Consider the following 12,983-nt stretch of genomic DNA (forward strand, 5'->3'; position numbering starts at 1 on the left):
CAGTAATGGCGGCGGAGGTTAACGTTCGCCGCTTGCTGCGGCGTGATTAAGGATTAATCTGACGACCGGTCTGGCGATCCAGACACTTGCGGGTGTTCGGTTCCCAATAGGCGTTAACGTTCAGGCTGTCGTCGCAGCGGTCTTCGTTATCAATCGCCTTGTCTACCTTGTCGAACTCTTTCTCCACACGGGTGTTGACCTTATGGCGCAGGGATTTGGTGTCGTTAAACTGTTCTTTGCTCTGGCGTGCCGCTTCGGTGCTCATGGCACCGCTGTTGCTGCCATCGACAGTGACGCAGGTGCTGCCCTGAGTGCAGGTGGCAGCCAACGCCGGAGCCTGCCAGGCACCCATCAACATCAGCATGGCGACCGGCAGCATCCCGCGCAGCAGTCGTTGAGTAGAAAGTGTTTTCATCGTTTCATCCTTATGAGTTAGTGTTGCCGGGAGAAGGTAACACTGGCTTAATCTCGCCCGCAGGCGCGGCAATAAATATACCACCGAGCCTTGATGCTGCACCAGCCAAGCACCGCTTCGTTTACTTTATAGAGAGAAAATCGTTACCCATGTTAAAGACTACCCTGCTATTTTTCGCCACCGCGTTAGCCGAAATTATAGGCTGCTTCTTGCCTTACCTGTGGCTGAAAAAAAACGCCGGCGTTTGGTTATTGTTGCCGGCGGCGGCCAGTTTGATGTTGTTTGTCTGGCTGTTGACGCTGCACCCGGCCGCCAGCGGGCGAGTCTATGCGGCTTATGGCGGTGTCTATGTGGCAACGGCGCTGCTGTGGTTGCGGGTGGTGGACGGGGTTAAGCTGTCGGCGTTGGATTGGCTGGGCGCCGGGGTGGCGCTGGCGGGGATGTTGATTATCGTTTCAGGCTGGCGTGCCGCCGGATAACCCGGCGGCACGGGAAAAATCAGGACTCGCGGTGGATGTTCAACCCGGCGAAGGACTGGCTGACCGGCATGATTTCCAGCGTATTGATATTGACGTGGGCCGGCAGGGTCGCAACCCAGAACACCGACTCGGCGATATCTTCCGGCGTTAGCGCATTGGCGCCGTCGTAGATCTTGTCAACTTTGCCATCGTCGCCTTTGAAGCGCACGTTGGAGAACTCGGTACCGCCCACCAGGCCAGGCTCAATGTCGGTGACGCGGATGCGCGTGCCGTGCAGATCGGCCCGCAGACCCAGGCTGAACTGTTTGACGAAAGCCTTGGTCGCACCGTAAACGTTGCCGCCGGCATAGGGCCAGTTGGCGGCGACGGAGCCGATGTTGATCACATGGCCGATATTGCGTTCAACCATCGCCGGCAGCAGGGCGCGGGTCATATTGACCAGGCCTTTGGTGTTGGTATCGATCATGGTATCCCAGTCGTCGGCGTCGGCTCTGTGCGCTGGCTCCAGCCCCAACGCCAGGCCGGCGTTATTCACCAGCACGTCGATTTGGCGCAGCGTTGCAGGCAATTCGTCGATCACCTGCTGAATAGCGGCGCGGTTGCGTACGTCCAGGCGGACGATATGCAGCGCGTCACCCAGTTCGTCTTTCAACTCTTCCAGACGTTCAACGCGACGCCCGGTGGCAATCACCTGGTGGCCTTCGCGGATAAAACGTCGTGTGATAGCCTCGCCAAAACCTGATGTGGCGCCCGTGACAAAAATGATCATGTGACTGTTCCTCAAGTGTTTATACCCTACATGCTATTAGGATTAGCATAATCCCACATCAAGTGGCAGCGGTTATCTGCGTGAGCGGTAAAAAACAGTCATCGATGCCGGAAAACGGGCGGTTTTCGGTCGGTTAATGACGAAAGGATAAGGGCCGGGCCGCTAAACGATGATCAAGGGGCCGGCCCGGCAAAACGCTTAAAGCTGTGGCGGGACGTGGTAGACCACGCAGTCGTATTTGGTGTTTTCGCGCCGGCCGGCTGCCACGCCGCCGAGGGATTCAGCGATACGTCGGCTGGGGACGTTTTGCTCGGCCACCGGGTAGACAAAGTGCTGCGGCCGGTAACGCTCACTGGCCCAGACCGCCATGGCGTGGACAATTTCGCGGCCATAGCCGTGGCCCTGCTGAGTCTCTTTCACCCAAATGCCCAGTTCCGGCGTTTGGCTGTGCAGATCGTGTGCGCCACCCATGCCGACAAACTTTTTACCGTCGCGCAGACGGGCAACAAAAATCACTTCCTCGCCTTCACGGATCAGCGGTAACCAGGCTTCCCAGACGTTGGCGAAGGCCTCCGGCGACTCCTCCGGTTCAAAATTCATAAAGCGCGTCAGCGTAGGGGTAATCGCCTGGTAAACCTCGTCGGCGTCTGCTGCGGTAAATGGAGCAATCAACAACCGGTCGGTGTTAAGGCGGCACTGAGAAAGGTCACTGTGAATCATTCTTATTACCTCGCTTTTCAGGCCAAAACGGCAAAAAATCCGCGCCCGTCAAAACGGGGCGGATCATCGATATTACGTTGATTAGCGGCAGATGCGACTTATTTTTGCGGCAGGTGCGGTGCCAACAGCAGCAGGTCGGCCGCCGACAGACGGTCCGGCGCGGTGGCGGCCTGGTGCCAATAAGGATAAATCAGTGGCGGGCGGCTCACTTCCTCCAGCCGCTGAAGGTCCTCCTCATTCAGGTTCAGATTGGCCGCTTGCAGGTTGTCCTGCAGCTGGGTATCGTTGCGCGCACCTATCACCACCGAGGTGATGGTAGGCCGCGCCAGCAGCCAGGCCAGGGCGACTTGAGCCGCAGACACGCCATGCGACCGGGCGATATCCACCAGCACGTCGACGATATCGTACAGCCGTTCCTCGTCGCGAACCGGTGGCTCGCCCCAGTTGGCCAGGTGACGAGTGCCTTCCGGCGCGGGCTGATTGCGGCGGTATTTACCGGAAAGCAGACCGCCGGCCAGCGGGCTCCACACCAGAACGCCGACGCCCTGATCCGCTGCGATCGGCAGCAGTTCATACTCTGCCTCGCGTGCCTGCAGCGTGTAATGAATCTGCTGGCTGACCGGGCGCACCAGGCCCAGGCGTTCGGCGGCACCCAGGTGTTTCATCAGGTGCCAGCCGGAAAAATTGGACACGCCGACGTAACGCACCTTGCCGCTGCTGACCAAATGCTCCAGCGCGCGCAGGGTCTCGTCAACCGGCGTCAGGCCGTCCCATTCATGCAGTTGATACAAGTCGAGATAATCGGTGTTCAACCGCCGCAGACTGGCTTCGCAGGCGCGGATCAAATGATGGCGAGACAGCCCCGCGTCGTTCGGGCCTGCGCCCATGGGGAAGCGGGCCTTGCTGGCGACCAGGACCTGCTGGCGTTTTTTGCCCAGAGCCTGGCCCAGGATCTCTTCCGCCTTGCCGGCGGAATAGACATCGGCGGTATCGAACAGGTTGATGCCGGCGTCGATACAGCGGTCTATCTGGCTGCGGGCTTCGTCAACGCCGGTATCGCCGGTTTTGGCGAATTTGCCTGCGCCGCCAAAGGTCATGGTGCCGAGACTCAGCGCCGAAACTTTCAGGCCGGAATGGCCAAGCTGACGGTATTGCATCGTTTAACTCCTTGCCTTGGTTGCCACGGATTCATCAGCGCCAGCCGGTGCCGACGAAGGGGATTTTTTCCGGCGGACTTCGCTGCCGGCATCGGGATTCAACGTCAGACTGTCTGCCACCGCCAACAGAGCGATAACGCCGATAACCCCAAACGCCAACTGGAAATCGACCAGCGGCAGGCGACCGGCCGACGGCGGTATCAGCATTTCCGCCACCCGCAGCGCCAGCGCACCGATGGCGATGCCCAGGCCGCTGCCCAGTTGCTGCGATACGGTGAACAGGGTATTGGCGCCGCCCATCTGCGGCTGCGGCACTTCGGAAAATGCCAGCGTATTCAGCGCGGTGAACTGCATGGAACGCGTCAACCCGCTGACGAACAGCAATGCCACAATCAGCCAGGTTGGGGTTTGCGGCGTCAGCAACGCGCAGGCAAAAATGGTGGCGGCGTTCAGCAGTCCATTCACTACCAGCGTGGTGCGAAAACGGAAGCGATAGAGTACGGCAGAGGTAAAAGGCTTCATCGCCAGATTCCCGGCAAACACCGCCAACACCAATAACCCGGCGTCGAAGGCGTTGAGACCAAAGCCGATCTGGAACAGCAGCGGCAGCAAGAAGGGCATGGCGCCAATGGCGATGCGGAACAAGGCGCCACCCCAAATAGTGACGGCGTAACTTTTTATTCGCATTGCCCACAGATCGATCAACGGGTGCGCGGTGCGTTTGGCGTGGCGCACTGCCAGCGCGCCCAGCGCCAGGCTGCCGAGGATGCACAGTACCGGCACCAGCCAGGAGAGCTGCGGGTGGTTGATCAGGTCCAGGCCGAACATCAGGCCGAAGCAGGCGATGCCGGTCAGCATGAAGCCGATGGCGTCAAAGGGCACGCCTTTCTGCGGCGATTCTTGCGGGATCAACCGCCAGGCCAACCACAGCGCGGCGACGCCCAACGGCACGTTGAGCAGAAAAATCCAGTGCCATGACGCGTAGGTAGTAATAAAACCCCCGACCGGCGGGCCAAGAATGGGCGCCACCAGCCCCGGCCAGGTAATGGTGGCGATGGCTTTTATCAGATCCGGTTTGGCGGTATTGCGCAGCACCACCAACCGGCCGACCGGCACCATCAGCGCGCCGCCAAAGCCTTGCAGAATGCGGGCAGCGGTAAAGGTGGGCAGGTTAACGCTGGCGGCACACAGCACCGAGGCCAGGGTAAAAATCACCACCGCGGCGGCAAAGATATTGCGCGCGCCAAAGCGGTTGGCGATCCAGCCGCTGGCGGGAATAAACACCGTCAGCGTCAGAATATAGGCGGAAATGCCGATGTTCATGTCCACCGCCCGCACGCCGAAAGCGGCCGCCATCTGCGGCATGGCGGTGACAATCACCGTACCGTCGAGGTTTTCCATAAAAAAGGCGCCGGCCACCAGCAGCGGCAGCGCGCTGGCGCGTGAAAACCAGCTCATGGCACAGTGCGCCGGGTGACACACAGACGGAATGCAGGCATGACAAGAAACCCCGTTTCAAAAAATGTAATTCGGACGAGTTTTCGAGCATAGCGCATCGTACACAGGTTAAACAGCGGTTAAGCAGGCGATGATTAGCGAGCGCAGCATTCTGCGCTCTCAGAGGGGGACAGCCGGCTTCAGCCCGGTTTTTTCGGGCCGAAGTCATGGGTAATCAACACTTAATTTTCGCTTAACCGCTGGCCGCTGGCGGCGTCGAACAGGTGGATCGCGTCGATGTTGGGCGCCAGCCACAGCGGCTGGCCGCTTTCTGCATTGATGCGGCCGCTGAACTGCACATGCAACCGGTAACCGCCCCAGGTCAGGTGCAGCAGACTGACGTCACCGGTGATCTCCATCAGCCGAAGCTGGGCGGGTGGTTGTTCGCTGACCTCCACCTGCAGAAAATCGTGCGGGCGCAGCCCGAGGATCACGTTATTGCCCGGAATTGCCTGCCGCCACTTATCGGGTAGCGGCAGCCAAAGTTCACCGCAGGTTACGCCGGGGCGATCGCCGCGCGGCGTGACGATGCCGTCCAACAGGTTCATGGGCGGCGAACCGATAAAGCGTGCCACAAAGGTGTTGGCGGGTGCGTCGTAGATCTCCAGCGGCCGGCCCTGTTGCACGATATTGCCGTCTTTCATCACCACGATTTGATCGGCCAGCGTCATGGCCTCGATCTGGTCGTGGGTGACGTACACCGTGGTGGTTTTGAATTGCTGATGCAGCGATTTTATCTCGGCGCGCAGCTCCATGCGCAACTGGGCGTCGAGGTTGGACAAGGGTTCATCGAACAAAAAGACCTTCGGATTGCGCACCATGGCACGCCCCATCGCCACCCGCTGGCGCTGGCCGCCGGACAGCTCTTTCGGATAGCGCTGCAACAGGTGATCGATCGCCAGAATGCGCGCCGCCTGCTGCACTTTGGTCTGCTGCTCGCTTTTGCTGACCTTCATGACCTGCATGTGAAACGCCATGTTTTCCGCCACCGTCAGGTGCGGATAGAGCGCATAGCTCTGAAACACCATGGCGATATCGCGATCGGCGGGGTCCAGATCGTTAATTTTCTGTTTATCCAGCAGGATAGCGCCATCGGATAGCGTATCCAGCCCGGCCAGCAAGCGCAGCAATGTAGATTTACCGCAGCCGGAGGGACCGACCAGCACGGTAAAGCTGCCGTCGGGAATGATCAGATCCAGCGGATTCAATACCCGCTGTTTGCCATAATATTTGGCGACTTTCACCAGTTCTACGCTTGCCATCAGATCATCTCTCCGGCGCAGGTTTTCAGGGTGTTCCAGTCCAGGTATTGACGCGGCGAACTGCTGATGGCGTGGCTGGCGGCGCGAATGCCCCAGCGCAGCGCCACCGTGGCCGAATGGCCGTGCAGGCAGGCGGTCAGGAACCCGGCGTTGAAACTGTCGCCGGCGCCGATGGTATCGACCACCTTGATCGGGTGCGCCGCAGCTTGCAACAGCCGTTCGCCGCACCACATGCGCGCGCCGTCCGGCCCGCACTTGACCACACAGGCGGCGTCGGTCGGTTGCTGGCGGTTCAGGGTGCGGGCGGCGGTGTACAGATCTTCATGGCCTGCCATGCCGCAGGTTTCCACTTCATTCAGCAGCAGAATGTCGCAGAACGGCAACCAGTCGGCGATCTGACCGCGCAGCGCGTCGCTCCAGCCCTGCGGCGGCCAGCCGGTGTCCACCGCAATGCGGTAGCCGCGTTGGCGCAGCGTTTGCAGCAGCGCCGGGTAATCCGCCAGCAAAGTGGTGCACAGGAAAGTGCCGCATAACAGCACGGTGTCGCCGTTGCCGGCGAACAGCGGGATCTGGTGCAGCACGTCATCCTGGCTCAGGCGGGTGATGTGTCCTTGATTGCTGAAAAAGGTGCGTTCGTTGTCGGGGTGCGTCACGCCGAAGGTCAGCGAGGTTTCACAGCTGTAGGTCGGCCAGTACAGCGAGCTTTCCGGGAACAGCTGCGCCAGCCAGGGACTGAAATAGTCGTTGCCCTGATTGGCCACCAGCCGGTAAGGCGTCTCCAGCGCCGCCAACGCCAGCGCGCAGTTGCCGGCCGAGCCGCCGGGGCGCAGTTCGCTGTGATCCAGCATCGCCTCGGTGCCTTTCTGCGGCCACTGGTGCAGGGTGCTCATGATCACGTCGACGTTGATATTGCCGACCACGTACAGGGTGGGTTTGGTGTTGGTATTCATCATGTGAATTCTTTCCCTTTTAAGTCAGCCCTTGCTGCCGCCGCTGGTTAACCCGCTGACCAGCGTTTTTTGCAGCCAAATGGCAATAAAGAGTGGCGGTATGGCGGCCAACATGCCGACGGCGGCGATCAATCCGTCATCGGTGGCGCGTCCCGCGGTGAAACCGGCGATAGTCACCGGCAGCGTCTGGGCCTGAATGTTGCTGGTAAACAGCAGCGCGTAGAAAAATTCGTCCCAGGCCAGCAACCAGCCGAACAACGCCGAGGCCCCGAGCGCCGGTTTCGCCAGCGGCAACGTGATGCGCAGCAGCACCTGCCACTGACGCAGCCCATCCAGCCGCGCCGCCTGTTCGATATCGATCGGCAAGGCGTCGAACTGATTCTTCAGCATCCAGGTGAGAAACGGCAGGATCAGCGAGCAGTAGACCAGCACCAGACCGATATGGGTGTTCAGCAGCGCCAGCTGTTGCAGAATAAAGTACAGCGGCAGCACGAAGGCGACCGGCGGCACCATATAAATCGCCAGACTGGCGAACAGCCAGCCGTCGCGGCCCGGATAGCGTGAGAAGCTGAACGCAGCCGGGATCGCCAGCAGCAGCGAAATCAGCGTGGCGCCGCAGGCCACCAGCAGGCTATTGAACAGCGCGTGCAGGAACAGTGCCCCAGGCTGGCCGGCCTGTAAAGACAGCAAGCTGCCGTAGCGTGAAAAGTCCCAGCGGCGCGGCAGCCATTCCAGCGGCACGCGGGTCAGATCGGCGGAGGAACTGACGCTCATCAAAAACAGCCACAGCATCGGCGCGAGGATCGACAGCGCCAATAGCAGCGCGGCGCCATAGCGCAGTATCAGGCGGATTTTACGCTTCATCGGCGAGGCTCCTTCGGCGTTGGCGGAACAGCATCAGCATGTAGAGTGCGATCAGTAAACCGCACAGCAGGGTCATCAGCACTGCGTAGGCGGCGCCGCTGCCGGCACGCAGATAGCTGAACGATTCCTGATAAACGAAAAAGCTGAGGGTCTTGGTGCTGTCCATCGGCCCGCCGCGGGTCATCACGTAAATGATGTCGAACACCTTGAAGGCGTCGATGGTGCGTAACACCAGCGCCACCGCCAGCGGAGCCAGAATGGCGGGCAGGGTGATGGCACGAAATCGCCGCCAGGCGGAAGCGCCGTCCAGTCGGGCCGCCTCGTACAAATCCTCCGGGATGGATTGCAGTGCCGCCAGCGTCAATAGGGTGATCAGCGGGTAGTTTTTCCAGATATCCGCCAGCATCACCGCGTTCAACGCCGAGGCGGGATCGCCCAGCCAACTGCGGTAATGGTCGATGACCCCAAGCTGAGTCAGCAGCGCATTGATGCTGCCGTAATCCGGATTGAAGTTCAGCCGCCACATTGTCGCGTTGACGATGGTGGGCAGCGCCCAGGGCAAAATCACCAGTACCCGCAGCAGGCTGCGGCCGTGGAATTGCTGGTTGAGCAGCAGCGCCACCAACACGCCAATCGCCCCTTCGAACGCCACCGAAACCACGGTGAAATAGAGCGTGCGCCACAGCGCGGCCTGGAAATCCGGGTCGGTCAGGGCATACAGAAAGTTATCGACGCCGACCCAGGCAGGCGTTACGCCGTCACCGACCAGCGCTGCGTCGGTAAAGCTCAGCCACAGGGTGCGGCCCAGCGGCCAGGCGGTTAACAGCAGCATCATCAGCAGCATGGGTGCCAGCAGCACCCATGCCTGACGCCGCTCACGTTGGGGCAAAGTGAGCATCGTCATCCCTTAACGCAGCCGTGCCGCGCTTTTGGTGGCCGCATCCAGGCCCGCTTGCGGCGTCACCTTGCCTTGCAGGATCTGCTGCAAATCTTGCTGCAATCCGTTGGAAAGCCGTGAGTAATCGGCAGTTTCAGGGCGCGACAACATCACGTTCAACGACTGTTTGGCGGCGGCGATCAAGGGTTGTTGGTCTTTCTGCACCGCCGGATCGTCGTAGGAAGATTTCCAGATCGGCAGGCTCAGTTTGGCGTACTTATCCTGTACCGGCTGGGAGGTCATGTAGCTGATGTACTGCCAGGCCTGATCCGGGTGGGCGCTGGCCTTGGCGATGCCGAGGCCCATCGAGCCGTTGACGGCGGAAACCTGCCCCTCAACCGATCCCGGAGCCGGCACGATGCCGACATCGCCGGCCACTTTGCTCTGCTTCGGATCGTTGGCCATGTTGTACATATAGGTCCAGTTGAGCGCGAAGGCGGCGTCGCCGTTAGAGAAGGCCTTGCGCACGTCCTCTTCCAGATATTCGCGCGAGTTCGGGTTGGTCAGCCCCTTGTCCAGCGTGTCTTTCATGTAGCCGGCGGCCTGTAATGATGCTGGGGTGGAGAAGTTGATTTTCCCCTGTTGGAAGAATTGCCCCTTGAAGGCGGACACCAGCGTGGTGTAATCGCAAACCAGCGCCTCGGCCTGTGACCAGCTCCACACCAGAGGGTATTTGACCACGTTTTTCTGTTTCAGGATTTCCGCCTGCTGCGCCAGTTCCTGCCAGGTTTTCGGCGGGGCGCCGATGCCGGCCTTGGCCAACATGGCTTTGTTGTAATACAGGTATTTGGTATCGAGGATCCACGGCATTCCCCAGCGCTTGTCTTTGTAAGTGACGGTGGTCATGGCGCCGTCGAAAATCTTGCCGCTGTCGTCGGCGCTGATGCGCGAGGTGACATCCTGCAGCAGGCCGAACTTGACGAATTCGGCCGGCCAGATGGCGTCGAACAGCACCACGTCGTAGCCGTTGCTGCCTGCGCCGCGCGCCGCGACGATTTTATCGTGCAGCGCTTCGTAAGGGACGAACTCGAGGTTAACGGTGATATCCGGGTGCTGTTGGGTGAAATCGGCGGTCATGGCGCGAATGTCGTTTTCGCTATAAGCCGCCTGGGTCATAAACAGCGCGTTGATTTGCGTAGGAGCGGCAAAGGCGCTTGAGATGCAAAACGCCAGGGCAGACAGGGTACAGGCGGCCTTAGCGGCGCGGATAGGGCTTTTCATGGTGCGTTCTCCGGTGTTAAAAAGATTCTTAAATCAATTTGATTGCTTTAATGGAGGGCACCATACTGCAAACACCGATTTCCCTTTCTGCATAGGCAGTTATGACGACATCCGGCACTAACCTTGAACATGCTCGTGCACACAACCGGCGCGTAGTGATAGAGGCAATCCGTCTGCACGGCGAACTGACCCGTGCCGAAATCGCCCGGCTGACCTCACTGACGCCGCAAACCGTTTCAAACATCGCGACAGAGCTGGAACAGGCCGGTATTCTCTCCTCGCACCTGCCGCGCCGTGCCGGAGGGAGGGGCCAACCGGCGACGCCGTTGACCCTCAATCCAGACAGTGCATATTCCATCGGCATCCATCTGGACCACCAGTCGCTTCTGATCATCGTCGTTGATCTGTCAGGAAGCGTTCGTTTCCATCGGCTGATTATGGTGCAAAAGCCGCAACCTGCTGCGACCTTGAAACTGATTTGTGATGTACTGCAAGAAATGCGCCAACAGCCGGATATGGCCTGGGGAAAAATGCTGGGCATCGGCGTGGTGATGCCGGGGCCGTTTGGCGTGGAAGGGATCTCCTCCGTTGGGCCGACTACCCTCAACGGCTGGGAAAATATCGATGTAGTGGCTGAACTTAACGCGCAGAGCGGCCTGCCGGTGACGCTGGAGAACGACGCCACCGTCGCCGCCATCGGCGAACGTCTGCACGGCGTGGCCAGGCAGCTCAATTCGTTTATTTATCTGTATCTCGGCACCGGCCTCGGGGCGGGGATCTTCACTGACGGGCGTATTTATACCGGCCATGCGCACAATGCCGGTGAAATAGGCCACATGATTGTGCAACCGGGCGGGCGGGCTTGTTATTGCGGCAACCAGGGTTGCCTTGAACGCTACGTCTCGCTGCAGGCAGCCTATGAGAGCTGCGGGCTGGATCCGATGCGTGCCATGCCGCAGGATCTGCTGGCATTGCCGCAGGCGCAGATCGACCTTTGGTTGGAGTCTGCGGTGCCTGCGCTGCGCCAGGCGATCAACATCGTCGAGTGCATGTTCGATGCCGAGGCGGTGATTATTGGCGGGCTGATGCCGGAAAGTATCGTTGAACAGTTGATCAAACGCTTGGCGCCCTTGCACCGCTCGGTGCGCAGCAAATACCTCGATGGTCTGCGCGTGCGGTTGGGCACCACCGGCGCGGATACCGCAGCATTGGGGGCGGCGGCGCTGCCGTTGTTCGACGAGTTTAACCCACGTTATGAAGTGTTATTGAAATAGCCGCAAAAAAGGCTCCTGAAAAGGAGCCTTTGGCCTGAACTCAAACGACCTCGTTATGCGCTGATTTCCTTCCACAGAATATTGACGGTCTGAGTGGGGTCCCACCCTTCGTTCGAGGTGTGGGCTTGGATACATTGATAGGTTTTGCCCTGATAGCGAACCTTGTCATCCACTTCATACCGGGTATTGAGCGCCCATTCCGGAATGTTGCCCCCGCCGCTGGTCTTCAGGATCAACACATTGCTGGGCAGGGACAGGTAATCCCGCACGTCGATAGCCGCGACAAAATAGCGGTATTCGGTGCTGCCGCTAAGCCCGGCATCCGTATATTCATGCTGCGTCGGCGAGGTGGTGCCCACCTGAATGCCGTCGCGATACACATAATAATGCTTAAGCGCATGGCCACCTGTCGATGCTGACCACATCAAACGCACGGTGTCTGCGGTGACGCCCATCGAATGCAAATTACCCGGTGCGGTAGGCGGATTGTCCTCACCGCCTTCACTGAGGGTGCGAACCACGATCGAATTCCCCGGCAGCGATTGATTATTTTCACTGTCCGTGGCGGAGACGAAATAGGTGTAGTCCGTGTCCGGAGCCAGGTTTCTGTGGGTATAGCCGAGTGCCGGCGCATCAAGCTTAACCAACAGGTCGCCGTTGCAAAAAACGGAGTAGCTGGTGATGGGATGCGTACCCGTGGAGGCTGACCAGGCTAACTCCAGCGAGTTTGCGGTCACATGGGTGGCATGCAGGCCACCCGGAGGGGTCGGACGCTCGTTCCCGCCGGCATCGGTGAAGTTGAGATCGATAACCTGATAAAACGCGTTGCCGGTATTGGCGACTTCCCAGATGGCGAGCAGCACATGGTAGCCATGTCTTTCCGGTAGCGTCATCTGATGGATTGTCGGTTCAGGCGGCGTTAACGCTGCCTGATGCTCCCAGTGCGGCTGAGCGGACAGCTCCGCTTTATAGAAGGGCGTCGATTCGAACTGGTCGCGCGCGAGTTTGCGTTGCGGATCCCAATCGGCCTTGGTGATGAAATAGTTCCAGCGACGGGTGAGGTGCAGCGCATGGTATGCCCAGGATACCGTGAGGGGCTGGCCCGCTTTGACCTCATGTTTGCGCCATTGGGTACCGGGCTCGTCGAGGAACAGTGCGCCAGGCCAGCCACCGCTGGCGATTTTCCCGTCCGCCGCCGGGACATTGCTGAGATCGTCGGTTGGCGCGATCGGGTCATGCAAGCCGCCTGCGGTGGCGGGGAAGAATTTCCCTGCCTCCAGGGAGCTCGGATCGGTATCCGTCAACTTACCTTCCTGGTAGGCGAAGATAGCGCGAGATTCCGGGGAAAACACATGCCCGTGACGAGGTTGATTACGTCGTGCGTTAGCCATTTCATTTCTCCATTTATTCAATGAGATATTAATAATTGTGCGTGTAA

13 protein-coding genes are annotated in these 12,983 nt (G+C 59.7%); 2 read left to right on the forward strand and 11 right to left on the reverse strand.

The features are described from left to right. Positions 1-46 precede the first annotated feature (46 nt). Entirely contained in the window at positions 47-415 is a 369-nt protein-coding gene (locus ACTJJ1_RS05250; RefSeq protein ID WP_004944024.1) for a DUF1283 family protein, read from the reverse strand. A 149-nt stretch (positions 416-564) separates the two neighbouring features. On the opposite strand from ACTJJ1_RS05250, the gene ACTJJ1_RS05255 reads away from it, so the two are divergent. Next, entirely contained in the window at positions 565-894 is a 330-nt protein-coding gene (locus ACTJJ1_RS05255) for a YnfA family protein (protein WP_004944027.1), read from the forward strand. A 19-nt stretch (positions 895-913) separates the two neighbouring features. Here the strand turns inward: ACTJJ1_RS05255 and ydfG are convergent, their stop codons facing one another. The 9 genes from ydfG to ACTJJ1_RS05300 form a co-directional block, all read right to left on the reverse strand. Further along, the gene (gene ydfG / locus ACTJJ1_RS05260; protein ID WP_006325026.1) at positions 914-1,663 is read right to left on the reverse strand and encodes a bifunctional NADP-dependent 3-hydroxy acid dehydrogenase/3-hydroxypropionate dehydrogenase YdfG; all 750 of its coding nucleotides are present in this window, start codon (positions 1,661-1,663) and stop codon (positions 914-916) included. Positions 1,664-1,861: 198 nt separating this feature from the next. Further along, the gene (locus ACTJJ1_RS05265; protein WP_006325029.1) at positions 1,862-2,383 is read right to left on the reverse strand and encodes a GNAT family N-acetyltransferase; all 522 of its coding nucleotides are present in this window, start codon (positions 2,381-2,383) and stop codon (positions 1,862-1,864) included. Positions 2,384-2,481: 98 nt separating this feature from the next. Beyond that, a complete protein-coding gene (locus tag ACTJJ1_RS05270; RefSeq protein WP_197912688.1) occupies positions 2,482-3,540 on the reverse strand; it encodes an aldo/keto reductase in 1,059 nt (352 codons plus the stop codon). Between the two features lie 3 nt (positions 3,541-3,543). Then, positions 3,544-4,998, reverse strand: coding sequence for an MFS transporter (locus ACTJJ1_RS05275; RefSeq protein WP_440832634.1), 1,455 nt, complete (start codon positions 4,996-4,998; stop codon positions 3,544-3,546). A 221-nt stretch (positions 4,999-5,219) separates the two neighbouring features. After that, positions 5,220-6,299: an ABC transporter ATP-binding protein gene (locus ACTJJ1_RS05280; protein WP_440832636.1), complete on the reverse strand. Its 1,080-nt coding sequence runs from the start codon at positions 6,297-6,299 to the stop codon at positions 5,220-5,222. Next, entirely contained in the window at positions 6,299-7,252 is a 954-nt protein-coding gene (locus tag ACTJJ1_RS05285) for a carbohydrate kinase family protein (RefSeq protein ID WP_004944038.1), read from the reverse strand. Before ACTJJ1_RS05285 ends, ACTJJ1_RS05280 begins: the two co-directional genes overlap by 1 nt. A 21-nt stretch (positions 7,253-7,273) precedes the next feature. Then, entirely contained in the window at positions 7,274-8,113 is an 840-nt protein-coding gene (locus ACTJJ1_RS05290; RefSeq protein ID WP_006325048.1) for a carbohydrate ABC transporter permease, read from the reverse strand. Beyond that, positions 8,103-9,011, reverse strand: a complete 909-nt coding sequence (locus tag ACTJJ1_RS05295; RefSeq protein WP_440832639.1) for a carbohydrate ABC transporter permease — start codon at positions 9,009-9,011, stop codon at positions 8,103-8,105. Before ACTJJ1_RS05295 ends, ACTJJ1_RS05290 begins: the two co-directional genes overlap by 11 nt. Positions 9,012-9,020: 9 nt before the next feature. After that, positions 9,021-10,271, reverse strand: a complete 1,251-nt coding sequence (locus ACTJJ1_RS05300; RefSeq protein WP_004944048.1) for an extracellular solute-binding protein — start codon at positions 10,269-10,271, stop codon at positions 9,021-9,023. Between the two features lie 101 nt (positions 10,272-10,372). On the opposite strand from ACTJJ1_RS05300, the gene ACTJJ1_RS05305 reads away from it, so the two are divergent. Further along, positions 10,373-11,545, forward strand: coding sequence for an ROK family transcriptional regulator (locus ACTJJ1_RS05305; protein ID WP_004944049.1), 1,173 nt, complete (start codon positions 10,373-10,375; stop codon positions 11,543-11,545). A gap of 53 nt (positions 11,546-11,598) precedes the next feature. Here the strand turns inward: ACTJJ1_RS05305 and ACTJJ1_RS05310 are convergent, their stop codons facing one another. Then, positions 11,599-12,936 (reverse strand): lytic polysaccharide monooxygenase, encoded by a 1,338-nt coding sequence (locus tag ACTJJ1_RS05310; protein ID WP_440832641.1) that lies wholly within the window; start codon positions 12,934-12,936, stop codon positions 11,599-11,601. Positions 12,937-12,983 lie beyond the last annotated feature (47 nt).

The sequence above is a fragment of the Serratia sp. 22264 genome (assembly GCF_052045345.1).
In the GTDB taxonomy this organism is placed as follows: domain Bacteria; phylum Pseudomonadota; class Gammaproteobacteria; order Enterobacterales; family Enterobacteriaceae; genus Serratia; species Serratia plymuthica.